The 14,764-nt window shown below is 70.6% G+C and carries 16 protein-coding genes and 1 other RNA gene; 7 read left to right on the plus strand and 10 right to left on the minus strand.

What is annotated here, in order from left to right:
• Positions 1–518: 518 nt before the first annotated feature.
• The 3 genes from K6I33_RS19120 (at position 519) to K6I33_RS19130 (ending at position 2,546) form a co-directional block, all read left to right on the plus strand.
• Positions 519–1,415: a helix-turn-helix transcriptional regulator gene (locus K6I33_RS19120; RefSeq protein WP_229354022.1), complete on the plus strand. Its 897-nt coding sequence runs from the start codon at positions 519–521 to the stop codon at positions 1,413–1,415.
• Positions 1,416–1,559: 144 nt separating this feature from the next.
• Positions 1,560–1,937, plus strand: a complete 378-nt coding sequence (locus tag K6I33_RS19125) for a hypothetical protein (protein WP_229354024.1) — start codon at positions 1,560–1,562, stop codon at positions 1,935–1,937.
• A gap of 417 nt (positions 1,938–2,354) precedes the next feature.
• Entirely contained in the window at positions 2,355–2,546 is a 192-nt protein-coding gene (locus K6I33_RS19130; protein ID WP_229354026.1) for a DUF397 domain-containing protein, read from the plus strand.
• A gap of 37 nt (positions 2,547–2,583) precedes the next feature.
• Here K6I33_RS19130 and K6I33_RS19135 read toward each other — a convergent pair whose 3' ends face one another.
• The 3 genes from K6I33_RS19135 to K6I33_RS19145 all read right to left on the minus strand — a co-directional run bounded on the left by K6I33_RS19135 (position 2,584) and on the right by K6I33_RS19145 (position 5,604).
• Complete coding sequence (locus tag K6I33_RS19135; RefSeq protein WP_229354028.1) at positions 2,584–3,150, minus strand: flavodoxin family protein; 567 nt, start codon at positions 3,148–3,150, stop codon at positions 2,584–2,586.
• 52 nt (positions 3,151–3,202) lie between these two features.
• Positions 3,203–4,174 (minus strand): LysR family transcriptional regulator, encoded by a 972-nt coding sequence (locus tag K6I33_RS19140; RefSeq protein WP_229354045.1) that lies wholly within the window; start codon positions 4,172–4,174, stop codon positions 3,203–3,205.
• A 200-nt stretch (positions 4,175–4,374) separates the two neighbouring features.
• Positions 4,375–5,604, minus strand: a complete 1,230-nt coding sequence (locus tag K6I33_RS19145; protein WP_229354031.1) for a hypothetical protein — start codon at positions 5,602–5,604, stop codon at positions 4,375–4,377.
• A 73-nt stretch (positions 5,605–5,677) separates the two neighbouring features.
• On the opposite strand from K6I33_RS19145, the gene K6I33_RS19150 reads away from it, so the two are divergent.
• The 3 genes from K6I33_RS19150 (at position 5,678) to K6I33_RS19160 (ending at position 7,415) form a co-directional block, all read left to right on the plus strand.
• A complete protein-coding gene (locus tag K6I33_RS19150) occupies positions 5,678–6,139 on the plus strand; it encodes a GNAT family N-acetyltransferase (RefSeq protein ID WP_229354032.1) in 462 nt (153 codons plus the stop codon).
• 247 nt (positions 6,140–6,386) lie between these two features.
• Entirely contained in the window at positions 6,387–7,151 is a 765-nt protein-coding gene (locus tag K6I33_RS19155; protein ID WP_229354033.1) for a hypothetical protein, read from the plus strand.
• An 87-nt stretch (positions 7,152–7,238) separates the two neighbouring features.
• Complete coding sequence (locus K6I33_RS19160; protein WP_229354034.1) at positions 7,239–7,415, plus strand: hypothetical protein; 177 nt, start codon at positions 7,239–7,241, stop codon at positions 7,413–7,415.
• A gap of 82 nt (positions 7,416–7,497) precedes the next feature.
• Here the strand turns inward: K6I33_RS19160 and ssrA are convergent.
• The 5 genes from ssrA to ftsE all read right to left on the minus strand — a co-directional run bounded on the left by ssrA (position 7,498) and on the right by ftsE (position 11,532).
• Positions 7,498–7,867: a transfer-messenger RNA gene (gene ssrA, locus K6I33_RS19165) on the minus strand.
• A gap of 98 nt (positions 7,868–7,965) precedes the next feature.
• Positions 7,966–8,478 carry an SsrA-binding protein SmpB gene (gene smpB, locus K6I33_RS19170; RefSeq protein ID WP_229354036.1) on the minus strand — a complete coding sequence of 171 codons (513 nt, stop codon included), beginning with the start codon at positions 8,476–8,478 and terminating at the stop codon, positions 7,966–7,968.
• Positions 8,479–8,496: 18 nt separating this feature from the next.
• Positions 8,497–9,786 (minus strand): S41 family peptidase, encoded by a 1,290-nt coding sequence (locus K6I33_RS19175; protein ID WP_229354037.1) that lies wholly within the window; start codon positions 9,784–9,786, stop codon positions 8,497–8,499.
• 113 nt (positions 9,787–9,899) lie between these two features.
• On the minus strand, positions 9,900–10,814 hold the full coding sequence (gene ftsX / locus K6I33_RS19180; RefSeq protein WP_229354039.1) for a permease-like cell division protein FtsX: 915 nt from the start codon (positions 10,812–10,814) through the stop codon (positions 9,900–9,902).
• A gap of 28 nt (positions 10,815–10,842) precedes the next feature.
• Positions 10,843–11,532: a cell division ATP-binding protein FtsE gene (gene ftsE, locus K6I33_RS19185; protein WP_126914385.1), complete on the minus strand. Its 690-nt coding sequence runs from the start codon at positions 11,530–11,532 to the stop codon at positions 10,843–10,845.
• 242 nt (positions 11,533–11,774) lie between these two features.
• Here ftsE and K6I33_RS19190 point away from each other — a divergent pair, with 242 nt between their 5' ends.
• A complete protein-coding gene (locus K6I33_RS19190; RefSeq protein WP_126914386.1) occupies positions 11,775–11,969 on the plus strand; it encodes a hypothetical protein in 195 nt (64 codons plus the stop codon).
• A 126-nt stretch (positions 11,970–12,095) separates the two neighbouring features.
• On the opposite strand, the gene K6I33_RS19195 is transcribed toward K6I33_RS19190, so the two are convergent.
• Positions 12,096–13,169 (minus strand): hypothetical protein, encoded by a 1,074-nt coding sequence (locus K6I33_RS19195; RefSeq protein ID WP_229354041.1) that lies wholly within the window; start codon positions 13,167–13,169, stop codon positions 12,096–12,098.
• A gap of 256 nt (positions 13,170–13,425) precedes the next feature.
• Positions 13,426–14,532, minus strand: a complete 1,107-nt coding sequence (prfB, locus tag K6I33_RS19200) for a peptide chain release factor 2 (protein WP_229354043.1) — start codon at positions 14,530–14,532, stop codon at positions 13,426–13,428.
• Positions 14,533–14,764: the final 232 nt, after the last annotated feature.

The following is a 14,764-nucleotide window of genomic DNA, read 5'->3' on the forward strand; positions in this document are numbered from 1 at the left end:
GGGTGCGGGTGTTCGGGTGCGGCACGCCGGATGGGGGACGGGGCGGGGCTGCGCGGGTACGAACTTTCGCTCAGGTCTGCGGGGCTCCCCGCCGGACGACGGGCCTCTCGGCCTACGCCCATCCGGAACGGGCCTGTTCACAGGAGCGCGCTTGATCGCACACACGCCCGTGGCCCCGGACGGGCGCCGTCCCGCACCTCCACGCGGCCCTTGGCGGGGCCCTGAGCTGGGCAGCCGTTAGGCCGTTGGCACGACCGAACCCGCCGACGTGAACGACGAGCAATGCGCCCGGGCATACCTCCACAACGTCGAAAGGAAGCACTCGTTACGCCGACCGGCCTCTCGCGGTACGCACAGCGACTGATGGCAAGAGGCCGTGGCAGGCGCCGTCCCCCCTGGTCAGCGTCTTCTTCCGGAAGGGCTGCCCATCTGCGCGGGGGCTGGCGAGCATCACCCGAACTGCTAGCTTGCACACAGGGACGTCCCCGGATGTCCTGGCGTGCGGGAAGGACATGATCGTGGCTATTCCTGGTGCCGTGGTACAGCGGCAGCAACTGCGCACGGAGCTCAAGAAAGCACGCACCAAATCCCGCCTCACCCAGCTCCAGGTGGCGGAACGCATGGACTGGAGCCCCTCGAAGCTCATCCGTATCGAGGCCGGACAGGTGGGCATCTCCACCAATGACCTCCGGGCGCTGCTACGCGAGTACGGGATCACCGACGCGGAGCAGACGGAGTACTTCCTGGGGCTGGCCCGGGCCAGCCGGAGGATGCCCTACCGGGAGTACCGCGGGCTGCTCTCGAAGCCGTACATGGACCTGCTCTCGTACGAGTCCTCCGCGTCCATCGTGCGCACCTTCGAGCCCCTGCTGATTCCGGGTCTGCTGCAGACCGAGGAGTACTCGCGGGCGTTGAGCCGGGCATTCAGCCCGGGGATCTCGGGTGACCGGCTCGACCGTCTGATCGAGGTCCGGCAGCAGCGCCAGGAGCTGCTGGAGAGCGAAGGGCGGCCGGAGTTCTTCTTCGTCCTCGACGAGGCGGCGCTCCACCGGTGGATCGGCGGCCCGCGGGTCATGAACGAACAGCTGAACCGGCTGAAGGAAATCGCGGCCCGCCCCGGCATCACCATCCAGGTCGTGCCCTTCCAGGTCGGTGCCCACGCCGGCCTGCTGGGGCCCTTCGTCCTGCTCGAATTCGACGGGGATATCGACCACATTCTCTACCAGGAGAAATACGCGGGGGAATCCGTCTTCAGTGACGACACGGCCGCGACCGCCGAATACCTGGAGCGATTCTGGGATCTGGAGCAGCTTGCCCCGCCGGCCGACCTCCCCTCATCGATCGACCGGGCACTCGATGGACTGGAGGAGCGTGTCGACGGAACACCCCTGGAGGAGGTCGACGTGGTGACGTAGCGGAAGTCGTCACCCACCTCGGCGACGACTGCGCGGCACAGCGGGGTATCCGGTCGGAGACATTGGTATCGGAGTGGTTCGTGATGGGCACAGTCAGCCCTGCTGCGGCCGTGTCACAGGGACGCACACGCAAGCGGCAGAAAAATGGCCAGTCGTAACGTCAGGCAGCGCGCAACGGACTTCTGGGACACCGTCAAAATCGTCCTGCGAGAGGTCCTTCCGGACTCTCGCAGGACGCTCCATCTGATCCTGCTGCTCACCGTGCCACCCATGCTGGTCGTATCGGTGCCGGTCACCGTGGTGTTGCTCCTGATCCCCGATCCGTCGGCGCTCCTGCAGGTGGTGCTGTACGCGACCGGCTCGCTCGCCACCTCGGCGGTCGCGGTGCGGGCCACCCGGCGGCGCCCGTTCCTCCCCGGCCGGGCGTCGCGGCTCAGCGCCGGGAATCGGCCCGTGATGCCGGAGCAGCGGGAGGGCGGGGAACCGGAGACCGCCGAGACCGCCACCGACGCACCAGGTTGAGCACGGTCGGGGCGATCCACCCGGCCGCCAGCACCACGGCTCCGGCCACCAGGACCTGCACCAGGACCGACCCGCCGGCGAACGAGGCCGCCAGCGCTCCCGCGCCGGTGGCGGTCACGCCCGAAGCGAGGCCGTACACCGCCCACACGAGCCACCTCACCCCTCGGGGCGGAGCGGCGGGGTCTGTGCTCACCATGACGTCTCCTCTGGCGGAGGGCGCAGTAGGTCACCAGGCTAGGGGATGATCCGCCCGGTCGTAAGCGGACGCGCATATGCCACGCAATCAACAATCCATCACATCATGTGCAAGTAAATACCGAGTTTCCTCGGCATTGCGCACACGGCCAAGGCACCCCTTCCCCGGCCGTTGATCGGTTGCCATTCTGGAAGGACAACCGAGGCGGGAAGGGGACGCGCATGAGTGACCGGATCCCTCATCTGTGCTGGCACAAAAGCAGTTTCAGCGGCACGGAAGAGAATTGCGTCGAAGCAGCCCTGACCGAAAGGGAAGTCCGGGTCCGTGATTCACGCTCCCCGGACCGGGCCGTCCTCCGGTTCGACCGTCCCGCCTGGACGGAATTCCTCGCGGAGTTATCGCCCTCGTCATGAGCCGCCGCGCTCACGTCCGGGGGGCCCGGAGCGGCGGTCAGAAGAGCGTCTTCGCCCCCGCCATGGCCCCCGCGTCCTCCAGCACCGCTCCCGGCTTCGTCCCCGAGCCCAGCAGTTCCCCTCCCCACCGCATGCCCATGTACGCGGCGGACGCGCGCAGCGTGCCGAGGAGTGGCTCGGCGACCGTGCGGCCGTCGCTGCTGGAGGCGGCGACGGCCCAGAGCGTCGTGTTCCGCATCCGGTCGCGGAAGCGCAGTTCGGGGATGCTCAGCCAGTTGACCCAGTGGTCCAGGTAGAGCTTGGTGCTGGCGGAGACCGTGTACCAGTACACCGGTGAGGCGATCACCAGGTCGGTCGCGTCGAGGGTGGCGTCGAGGAGGAGCTTCTCGTTGCCGGTGGGGAGGGCGAAGGTGCGGTCGGTGCTGTGCCGGAGGTCCTCGAACGGGGGCAGGGGGTGGTCGCTGAGCCGCAGCCAGGTCTGCCGTACGTCGGTGGGCAGTTGGGCGGCCGCCTGCCGTGCCAGCGTTTCCGTGTTGCCGCCTTCACGGCCGCTGCCCAGCAGGAAGAGGAAGGAGCGCTTTACGTTCTGATCGACATCCGTCATGGACGGCTACAACAGCACTCAACTCATCCTCATTCCATGCCGTATGGCGATGTCACAGCGCGTTCATGAGCACCGCGTCGGCTTCCGGGAGCCACGCGCCCTCGGGCCGTTCCAGCCAGCCCCGCTCCCCCGCGAGCTCCCGTGCCGCGTGGCGCAGCGCGTCCAGCCCGGGGTGGCGGAGGCCCCGCCGCCACACCATCGCCACGGGTGACAGCGGCACCGGGTCGACCAGGGGCCGCAGCACCATCCCCGGCACCTCGATGAACTCCTCGCTCGCCAGTACCGCCCAGCCCCGTTTCCGTATGACGCGGACGAACTCCTCCTCGCCCTCGATCCCGGGGAACGGCTCCGCGACCGCGATGCCCCGGCCCGTGAAGAGCCGCTCCGCGAGGCCGGTCCACTCCGCCGTGCCGGGGTTGCCCGCGCCCGCGTAGAGCGTCTCGCCGCGCAGCGCGTCCAGCGGTACCCGGTCCCGGCCCGCCAGGGGGTGGTCGTCGGGCAGCAGTACGGTCATCCGCTCCAGCCGAACGGGCAGGTGCTCCAGCCCGGCCCGTGCGTCCACGGGGAGGCCGGCGATCCGGCCGAAGGAGACGTCGAGCCGGCCGGCGAGGATCCGCTCGGCCGCCCCGGTGAGGCCGGAGCGGTAGCGGGCCACCAGTTCGAGCCGGGGTGCCGTCCGCCGGGCTTCCGCCAGCACCCGCCGGCCGGTGCTCACGGGGCCGCCGACGTCCACGAGCAGGGGGCGGCTCTCCCCCGCGCACGCCGCCGCGAACTCCTCGTACGCGGCGAGGACCCGGCGCGCGTACGGCAGCAGCCGCTCCCCCTCGGCGGTGAGCGCGACCGCGCGCGTGGTCCGGGAGAACAACTCGGCGCCCACCTCGCGTTCCAGGCGCCGGATGTCACGGCTGAGCGCCTGCTGGGCGAGGTACAACCGCGCGGCGGCGCGCGTGAAATGGAGCTCCTCGGCCACGGTCACGAAGGCGCGCAGCAGCCGGGGTTCCACGTCGAAGGAGGCGTACGGCATGGACACGCACGGCAGTTAACAACACAGGCGCGTGAATGGCCACCGATCAGGTGTTGGACCCGGCCCCCGGTCGGCCGCGACCGTGGAGACATGATCCGCTTCCTCGCCACTGCCCCGACCTGGACCGAGCCGACCGGGACCGTACGCGCACCCCTCCGCACCCGGCTCCGCCGTGCCCTGGCCCGTGGGCGCCGGGGCGCTCAGTGAGCCGTCGTCGTCCGCCCCTTGCGGCGTACCAGCAGCACCACGGTCCCCGTTCCGGCGGCCAGCGCCGCGAGCCCCGCGCCCGTCCCCGCGACGATCACCGCGGGGTCGGGGCCGTCGTCGCCGACCGCCTTCGCGGCGAGGGCCCTGACCGCCGCGCCGGTGATCTGGAGGTTCCCGGTCCGCTTCACCCGGCCATGGTGGCTGATCACGGTCACGGGGTAGCGGCCGGGCTCCAGCCCCACCCGGACCCGGGCGGGGCCGTAGTAGCGGGGGTCGTCGCCGTCGCTCGCCTTGCTGTCGTCGCGCCGCAGCGGAACCGGGCGTTCGAAGGCGGGCGAGGTCGCGGTGAGGCGGTCGTCCTCACCGGGGTCGGGGGCGGCGTCGCGCCACAGGACGTTGACCGTGCCGCCCGCCGGGACCCGGTGGCCGTACGCGCGGGCGGTCTCCGGGCGGCCGCCGAAGGGGAAGAAGGCGGGGCCGCGCGCCCTGCCCACGTAGTCGCCGTCGCCAGGGCGGGCGGCCCGGACGACGAGCGGCTTCTCGTCGACGCGCCGGCCGCCGGGCGCCGTCAGCGTCACCTTGTACGTGCCGTCCTTGGCGTCCGGCGGCACGGAGACGAGGGCGGTGAACATCCGGGGGTTGTTCCAGTGGGTGCCGCGCGGGTCGTGGGCCAGCGGGACCGGGGCGGGGAGCAGCGGTGAGGCGATGGTGAAGGAGTCGCCCGTCTCCCCCGGGTAGAGATCGTCGTACGAGACGCCCAGTTGCTCCCCGGGCCGCAGGACGTCGTCCTTGGCGCCCACCCGGAACTCCGGCCGTCGCGCGGCCCTGATCTCCACCTGTTCCTCGGCCACGACCCGGCCGCCGGCGTGGACGCGCAGCGGATACGTCCCGGGCCTGGCCCGTGTGGAGATCGCGGGCCGCGCGTGCAGTCCCTCGCCGTCGCCCGGGCCGCCGGCGCCGGGGTCGTCGTAGGGTGCGAGCCGTACCCGGCGTTCGAAGACGGGCGAGGTGACGGTGGCTCCGGAGGCGGCCCGCAGGCCCCGGACGTCTATGTCGATCAGTTCCCCGGGCCGGTTGCCGAAGGCCCCGTTGAGCAGTACCTGTACCCCGCCGGGATCCCCCCGGGTCCCCCGGTGCCCGTCGTGCGCGACGGCCGGGGCCGTCCCTCCCAGCCACAGCGTGCCCGTGCCCACCACGGCGACAGCAGTTCGTGTCCAGCTCACCGGCCACCCCCTATGTCACCCAGGAAGAGGGCCCGTCCGGCCCCCCGGTTGCACGGCGGCTACCCTTCCGCGCGTGAGCGACGAAGCAAACAAAGCAAACGAAGCGAGCAACACCACTACAAACCGTAGCTACGAACTCCGCCCGGGTGTACCGGCGATAGAGACCTACCGCGCCCTGCGCGCCGCGACGGGCCTCGGTGCGAAATCGGTCGAGGGATCGGCCGTCGGACTCCCGAACACCTGGTACGGGGTGCTCGTCCGGCAGGAGGGGGAGCCCGAGCCGGTGGGCATGGGCCGGATCGTCGGGGACGGCGGCTGCCACCTCCAGATCGTCGACATCTGCGTCCTGCCCGAGCACCAGGGGCAGGGCCTGGGCAAGCGGATCATGGAGGCGCTCACGGCCGAGCTGGAGCGCCGGGCGCCGGAGGGCGCCTATGTCTCCCTGATCGCGGACGGGGACGCCCGCCACCTCTACGCGAAGTTCGGCTGGACCGAGGTGGCCCCGGTGTCGGTGGGGATGGCGCGGCTGTTCTGAGGCGCGTGAATATAACGAAGGGGGCGCATGAAATTGGAAATGCGCCCCCTTCGCATGGCTTCACCCTCCGTGAAATCGGAAGCGAACGCTCACACCGGGTGGGGAGTCGCACGCGCAGGGGCATAATGCGTCGGAGTGGCACTCCAGCCCCCTCGGCACCGCCCCCCTCGCACCCCTCATGGGGGCGGCAGAGAATCCCGAAGAAGGTGCAATGGCAGACGCCAAGAGCAATTCCAAAAAACACACCATGCTCTTTTTCGCGTCCACTGTCCTCCCGCCCCCCGCCGCTGTGATCACCGGATGGATAGCCAAGGACCACGACGGCCTTGCGAAAGCCGCCCTGATCGCGCTCACGGCCGTCCTCGCGATGCTGCCGCCGCTGTGGGGGTTCTGGCTCAAGCGCAAGGCTCGCCTGGAGGAGCGCCTGCGTCAGGAGGCCCTGCTCGCACCGATCATCGACCACATGAGCGAGAGCCTCACCAACCCGGCCAAGAGCATCGAGAACGTCGCGAAGATCCAGGAACGCCTGGGTGCGCTGCTGTCCGGGAACGTGGGCGCCCGGTGCACCTTCTACGCCTACGACAAGGAGGAGGAACGCTTCAGCCTGGTGGACGTCTGGGGCGGCGCGAAGGACGTGCCGGCGACGTTCGAGAAGAACTCCGACGCCTACCGCAAGCTGAAGTACGCGATGGACCGCAAGAGCGACCCGATCTACACCGGGGACAACCAGGACCCCGACGCGAACCTCAGCTTCGCCCTGACCAGCGGCCACCGGTCCACCATTGTCTCGGGCTCGTTCGCGGGGGACGAGATCATGGGGCTTCTGATCATCGACGCGCCGAAACCCGGATGCCTCCCCCGGAGCAAGGTCCCGCCCACCTACGTATGGGTCTACGCCTCCCTTTTCGGTTTCTCCCGCGCCCTGGCCCTGCGGGCCGGGCCGAATTCCCCGGAGATCCCGCCACAGGCCGGTCTCACCCCATCAGGTGACGGTAGCCCGAGCAGGGGGTAGAGACAGCGATGATGCCCCAAAGCGAGCGAGCGGGGCTCGCGGCTCACTACAGTCGATGCGCATCGACAGACAGTTGGGGGAACCGTCATGCATGAGCGTGAATCGACGATCATCGAATCGGGGCGGCGGTGGATGGACGGCAAGGTGACCACCGACGCCTACATCTCCACGGTGCTCAAATCGGCAGCCACGTCCCCGGCCCAGGAGCTGATGAGCTGGCTCAGGTCCCGGCTCGCCCTGGTCATGGACACCCTCCACCGCTAGCGCCCCACCCGGCCAGGGCCCAGACCGTGAAAAAGCCTCTGGCCCGCGAGCGAGCTCGCGGGCCAGAGGCTTCACATGGGATGAGTGGAGATGGCGGGAATCGAACCCGCGTCCAACGGTGCGGAATCAGGGCTTCTCCGTGTGCAGTTCGCTGCGCTTTTCTCGGCCCCGGAGATCACGCGAACAAGTCTCCGACGGGCTCAGCCACTGTTTGATTTCCCACCGGGCCCCGTGGCCGGGCCCAGTGGTTTAGTCCCCTTCATGATGCCAGGATCCGGGTCGGGAACAGCCCCGGGCTGACACTTCGCAAGTCGCTACTTAGGCAGCGAGGGCGAAGGAATCGCGCTTGGTGTTGGCGATTATTGGTTGCGACATATGGTTTACGAGATCATTGCCGCTTCCTCGACACGCTTCCCCTGCTTCGACATCCGCTGTCGAAACCGATCATCCCCATGTTGTTTTTTCAAGGTGCGCACCCGGTACCACCCGGTGTGCTGCGTTGCCCATCGTACTGGAACGACGCTCGGCGGTGCCAGCGTATTCCCTGCGGCTAGCCCCGGGCCGCCGCCGATGCCCGCTGCCGGCGCCGCGCCGCCGCGATCGCGCGGTTCGACTCGCGCAGATCCTGCTTCTCGCGGAGCGTCTGCCGCTTGTCGTACTCCTTCTTGCCCTTCGCCAGGGCGATCTCGACCTTGGCCCGGCCGTCCTTGAAGTACAGGGCCAGCGGGATGATCGTGTGGCCCGTCTCGTCCGCCTTGGAGGCCAGCTTGTCGATCTCCGCGCGGTGCATCAGCAGCTTCCGCTTGCGCCGCGCGCTGTGGTTGGTCCACGTCCCCTGGGCGTACTCGGGGATGTGCGCGTTGTGCAGCCACGCCTCGCCGCCGTCGATCTGGACGAAGCCGTCGACCAGCGACGAGCGACCCTGGCGCAGCGACTTGACCTCGGTGCCGGTGAGCACCAGGCCGCACTCGTAGGTGGTCAGGAGGTGGTAGTCGTGGCGCGCCTTCTTGTTCTGCGCGACGATCTTGCGACCTGACTCTTTCTTGTCCTTGTCTTTAGCCATAGCACCGTCATTCTCGCACTACGCCCCGCCCCCGAGGCCACTCAATACTCTCCGTCCCCGCGCCTCGGCGTCCCCCTCCCCGCCGTCCCCGGCCGGTCCCGGGACGGCCAGGTCGGGGGTGATCCCGGCGCCGTCGACCGCCCGGCCCGCCGGGGTGCGGTAGTGGCCGACGGTGAGCTCGGCGACAGAGCCGTCCGCGAGCCGGCTGGGCATCTGGACCGAGCCCTTGCCGAAGGTCCGGGAGCCGACGACGACCGTGCGCCCCCGGTCCTGGAGCGCCCCGGTCAGCAGCTCGGCGGCGCTCATGGTGCCGCCGTCGACGAGGACGACGAGGGGGCGGCGGGTGTCCCCGCCCGGCCCGGCCCGCAGGTCGTGGCGGCTGCCGCGCACGTCGTACGTGGCGACGAGCCCGCCGTCGAGGAACGCGGAGGCCGCCGTGACGGCCTCGTCGACCAGCCCGCCGGAGTTGCCGCGCAGATCCAGCAGGATCCCCTCGCCGGGCGCGGCCTCCCGGACCGCCTCCCGGACCCGCTCGCCGGTGCCCCGGGTGAAGGAGCTGACCTTGATCAGCGTGGCCGGGAGGGTGCCCGCCGCGCCTCCGCGCCGCTCGACCTCGACGCTCTCGGTGACCAGCCGCTCGCGGCGCAGCGTCCGCTCCCAGCGCTCCGCGCCGCGCGCCAGGCCCAGGCGCACGGCCGTACCGGGCGCGGAGACGGGCCACGAGCCCAGCGAGCGGCCGTCGCCGCGCAGCAGGGAGACGACCTCCGTGACGGGGCGACCGGTGACGTCCGCGCCGTCGACGGTCAGGAGCCGGTCGCCGGGGGCGATGCCGGCCCGCTCGGCGGGGCCGCCGGGGCGGACCCCGTCGACCTCCATCCGGCCGCCCTCGGCGCGCCGGGTGGTGAGCCCCACGCCGACGTACGCGCCGTCGAGGGCGAGCGCGAACCCCTCGTACTCCCGGGCGCTGTAGACGGCGCTCCAGGCGTCGCCGCTGCGGCTGAGCAGCTCGGCCGCGGCCTCCGAGCCGGACTTGCCGTCCCGCACGGCCCGCTCGGCGGCGGCCTCCACGGCCCGGCGGTCCACGGTGTGCCGGTCGGCGGCGCGGGGATCGGCGACGCTCCGGCCGACGGCCCTGGAGAGCACCTGCCGCTCGCCGTGCTCCCCCGCCGGGGGCCGAGCCTGCCGCCCGTCGGCGGCCCCCCACGCGGCGGTCGCGGCGCCCGCCGCCAGCGCCCCCATGAAGGCCAACGTCAACGCGGCCCCGCGCCGGGCGCGGCGCGGCGGTACGAACAACGTCGGGCCGGGCATGCGCGTGAGTCTAGGACACCGAAGGGCGCCGTACGGGGAGTTGACCGTACGACGCCCTTGACTGTTCCACGCCTCTCTACAGCTTCTGCACCTTCCCGCCCCCTTCGGGTGACCTACACCTTCAGGTACTTCCGCAGGGCGACGAACGCGGCCAGCGCCGGCATCAGCAGCCCGATGGAGATCACCAGGGGCATCTTGGCGAACACCGCGTCCCAGCCGATGAACTGGATCACGTCGATCTGGTGCGCCAGCCAGTTGTTGACCAGGAAGTACTGGACGCAGACCAGCAGGACGCAGGCGAGGCCGGCGCCGAGCAGCCCGGCGAAGGCGGCCTCCATGATGAACGGCGTCTGGATGTAGAAGCTGGACGCGCCGACCAGCCGCATGATCCCGGTCTCCCGGCGCCGGCTGAAGGCCGAGACCCGGACCGTATTGATGATCAGCATCAGGGCCACCACCAGCATCAGCGCCATCACGCCCAGGGCCGCGAGGTTCATGCCGTTGAGCAGGTTGAGCAGGGGCTCCAGGGTCTTGCGCTGGTCCTCCACCTCCTGGACGCCGGGCCGCTGGGAGAAGGCGCTGGAGACCACCCGGTACTTGGCGGGGTCCTTCAGCTTGACGCGGAAGGCCTCCTGCATCTGGTCGGGGGTGAGGAAGGGCACGATCGGGGAATTGCCGAACTGCTCCTTGTAGTGCTTGAACGCCTCGTCGGCCGTCTCGAACTGGACCGACTGGACGACCGGCATCTTCTCCAGGTCGGCCTTGATCTCCTTCTTCTGGTCCTCGGTGACCGCGCCCTTGGCGCAGGCGCCGCCCTGGCTCTGGGCGTCGTTCTTGTTGCAGAGGTAGATCGAGACGTTGACCTTGTCGTACCAGTAGCCCTTCATCGTGCCGACCTGCTCGCGCATGAGCAGGGAACCGCCGAACAGGGCGAGGGACAGGGCGACGGAGACGATCACCGCGAAGGTCATCGTGAGATTGCGGCGGAGACCGACGCCGATCTCCGACATGACGAACTGGGCGCGCATGGCGTCCTTTCAGTGCCCTCGGGCGGTTTCAGTGCTGGTAGCCGTAGACGCCGCGCGACTGGTCGCGCACGAGACGGCCCTGTTCGAGTTCGATGACGCGCTTGCGCATCTGGTCCACGATCTGCTGGTCGTGGGTGGCCATGATGACCGTGGTGCCGGTCCGGTTGATCCGGTCCAGCAGCTTCATGATGCCGACGGACGTCTGCGGGTCCAGGTTTCCGGTGGGCTCGTCGGCGATCAGCAGCCGCGGCCGGTTGACGAACGCGCGGGCGATCGCGACGCGCTGCTGCTCACCGCCGGAGAGCTCACCGGGCATCCGCTGCTCCTTGCCGCCGAGGCCCACCAGCTCCAGGACCTGGGGCACGGCCTTGCGGATCTCGCCACGGGGCTTCCCGATCACCTCCAGGGCGAAGGCGACGTTCTCCGCGACGGTCTTGTTGGGCAGCAGCCGGAAGTCCTGGAACACCGTGCCCAACTGGCGGCGCATGTGAGGCACTTTCCAGTTCGAGAGCCGGGCGAGGTCCTTGCCCAGCACATGGACCTGGCCATGGGTGGCCCGCTCCTCGCGCAGCAGCAGCCGCAGGAAGGTCGACTTCCCGGAGCCGGAGGAACCGACCAGGAAGACGAACTCGCCCTTCTCGATCTCGAGCGAGACGTCCCGGAGCGCCGGACGGTTCTGCTTGGGGTAGGACTTGGAGACGTTGTCGAATCGGATCACGAGTGCACCACGCGTCGGCCTGGAGAGCGGCACGGAACGCCGCGTTCGCGGCGCCCGTCGGTGTGCGTGACCATACCGAACCGCCCGTGCACGCGCAGTCGGCCTCGGGAGTCAACGGGACAATTGGGTTCCATTTCGCGCTTCACCGGGCCGGCCGCGCCGGACGGCGGTAAAGCTGGCACAGTGGTAATGGGAACCCCACGGCGTTCCCGCGCGTTGGACGTACCGGAGGAGGACTTCGCATGACATGCGACCGACTGGTGTGCGCCAACTGCGCGGCCCCTGTCAGTGAGGGCAGGTGCCCGGTCTGCCGGGCGAGCCGCGAGCGGCTGCAGCACCAGGAAGGCATCTTCGGCGGCCTGACCCCGGCCGCGCTGATCGCGCTGCTGGTGGTGCTCGTCGCCCTCGCCGTGCTCGCGCGCGGATTCGCGGGGTAGCGGCCCGGTCACTCTTCGTCGCCGGCGTGAGTCTTCCCGCCTGATCTTCTACGGATGGGCCGAGGCCCGGGACGCTGTCCGCGTCCCGGGCCTCGGTCGTCGTGCGCGCGTATGCGGCCCGGGCCGTCAGGCGGCGGCCGCGCCGCGGTCGATCAGGCGCGGCAGCATCCGGAAGCCGATGCCACCGGCGATCATCGTGGCGGCGCCGACCACGAGGAAGGTGGTCTGACCGGCACCGGTCTCGGCCAGCTGACCGGCCTGCGCGGGCTGGCCGGACTGGCCCCCCTGCCCGCCCTGCCCGGACTGACCGGTCTGGGCCAGCTCCTCCTTCGGCTTGCCCTGCTGGACGGGCTGGACACCGGCGTTGTCGGGGCTGGTGTTGCAGTTGCCGTCGGTGTCCACCGGGCAGGTACGGGCGTCGTCGCCGCCGTCGCCGCCGGTGGAGCCCGAGCCGCCCGTGGCGGAGCCGCTGTGGCCGCCGGTGGAGCCGCCGCCGGTGGTGGAGCCGTGGTCGCCGCCGGTGGAACCGCCACCGGTCGTGGAACCGCCGCCCGTGGTGGAGCCGCCGGTCGCACCGCCACCGGTGGTGGAGCCGCCCGAGGTGGAACCGCCGGTGGTACCGCCACCGGTCGTGGAGCCGCCGGTCGTGGAGCCGCCCGTGGTACCGCCGCCGGTGGTGGAACCGCCGGTCGTGGAGCCACCCGTGGTGGAACCGCCGGTCGTCGAACCGCCGCCGGTGGTCTCACCGCCGGTCGTGGAGCCACCGCCGGTGGTCTCGCCACCGGTCGTGGAACCGCCCGTGGTGGAGCCGCCGGTCGTGGTCTCGCCGCCCGTCGTGGAACCGCCGGTGGTCGTGCCACCGGTCGTGGTCTCGCCACCGGTCGTGGAGCCACCCGTGGTGGAACCGCCGGTGGTCTCGCCACCGGTCGTCGAACCACCCGTCGTGGAGCCGCCGGTGGTGGAGCCACCGGTCGTGGAGCCGCCCGTGCCGGACGTCGGCTGCGGGATCTCGGTCGGGGCGGTCGTGGGGTCGTCGGCGGCCGCAGTGTGCACGCCGGCGCCGCCCTTCACGCCGAAACCGCCGACCTCGACATCGAGACCGGCGGCCGAGGCCGCACCCGCGGCCGTCAGTGAAGCACCAGCGGCGATCATCGCGCCGGCGGCTATGCGCGCAACGCGCAGTCGCGTCTTACTCGTCATCTGCCTGCTACCCCCAGTAGCTGAACTCGTCGATGGAGCAGCTGTGCACGGGGCCGCGGCGCTCCGGGGGACGGCGTGACCGATCCGGCCCCGTACGCACGTCGTACGGGCCGGGCCGCTCGCCCCCCGCCACACGCGCCCCAGTGATTCGCATGCCGCGCGCCACCCTTCCCAGTTTTCTGGGCAGCGTCAAGGAACTTACGGGCGCGATGTCCGGCTATGCGGGGGTTACGGCAGACAAGCGGAGGGAGTTGTTCTACTTCCCCTGCTGCTTGCGCCAGCGGATGCCCGCCTCCAGGAACCCGTCGATGTCGCCGTCGAGGACGGCGGTGGGGTTGCCGACCTCGAACTCCGTGCGGAGGTCCTTGACCATCTGGTACGGGTGGAGGACGTACGAACGCATCTGGTTGCCCCAGGAGCCACCGCTGTCGCCCTTGAGCGCGTCCATCTTCGCCTGCTCCTCCTGGCGGCGGCGCTCGAGGAGCTTGGCCTGGAGGACGTTCATGGCGGTCGCCTTGTTCTGGATCTGCGAGCGCTCGTTCTGGCAGGAGACGACGATGCCGGTGGGGAGGTGCGTCAGGCGGACCGCGGAGTCCGTGGTGTTGACGCCCTGGCCGCCGGGGCCGGAGGAGCGGTAGACGTCGACGCGCAGCTCGGACTCGTCGATCTCGACGTGGTCGGTCTGCTCGACGACCGGCAGCACCTCGACGCCGGCGAAGGAGGTCTGGCGGCGGCCCTGGTTGTCGAAGGGCGAGATGCGCACCATGCGGTGGGTGCCCTGCTCGACGGAGAGGGTGCCGTAGGCGTACGGGACCTGGACGGAGAAGGTGGTCGACTTGATGCCGGCCTCTTCGGCGTACGACGTCTCGATGAGCTCGGTCTTGTAGCCGTGGCGCTCGGCCCAGCGCAGGTACATGCGCTGGAGGCGCTCGGCGAAGTCGGAGGCGTCGACGCCGCCGGCCTCGGCGCGGATGTTGACGAGGGCCTCACGGGAGTCGTACTCGCCGGAGAGGAGGGTGCGGACCTCCATCTCGTCCAGCGCCTTGCGGACGGAGGTGAGCTCGGCCTCGGCCTCGGCGAGGGCGTCCGCGTCGTCCTCGGCCTCGGCGAGCTCGAAGAGCACCCCGAGGTCGTCGATGCGACCGCGGAGGGTCTCCGTCTTGCGCAGCTCCGCCTGGAGGTGCGACAGCTTGCTGGTGATCTTCTGCGCCGCCTCCGGGTCGTCCCAGAGTGACGGGGCGGCCGCCTGCTCCTCGAGCACGGCGACGTCGGCCCTCATCTTGTCGAGGTCCAGAACGGCCTCGATCGACCCCATGGTCGAGGAGAGGGACTTCAGCTCTTCGGATACATCAACGACTGCCACGCACCCAGCCTAACGGCTGTACCGGGCTTCCCGGTCCGAAGGACGGCCCGGATCGCGCTCCGGAGCGCGCAGGAACTCGCCCGGGGCGTTCCCGGGGGGCCCGCGCCGAGCCCGCACGGGCCGGGGGTTCGAGGGGGCGGAGCCCCTTCGGAAACGGTGAAAGGGCGGGGCCGGGGCCTTCTCCCGCCGCGGCGGCGATCAGCCGGCGGTTGCCGGCCCCGCCCCTTCACCG

Origin of the sequence: Streptomyces sp. UNOB3_S3, from assembly GCF_020740895.1 — a bacterium.
Lineage (GTDB): Bacteria > Actinomycetota > Actinomycetes > Streptomycetales > Streptomycetaceae > Streptomyces.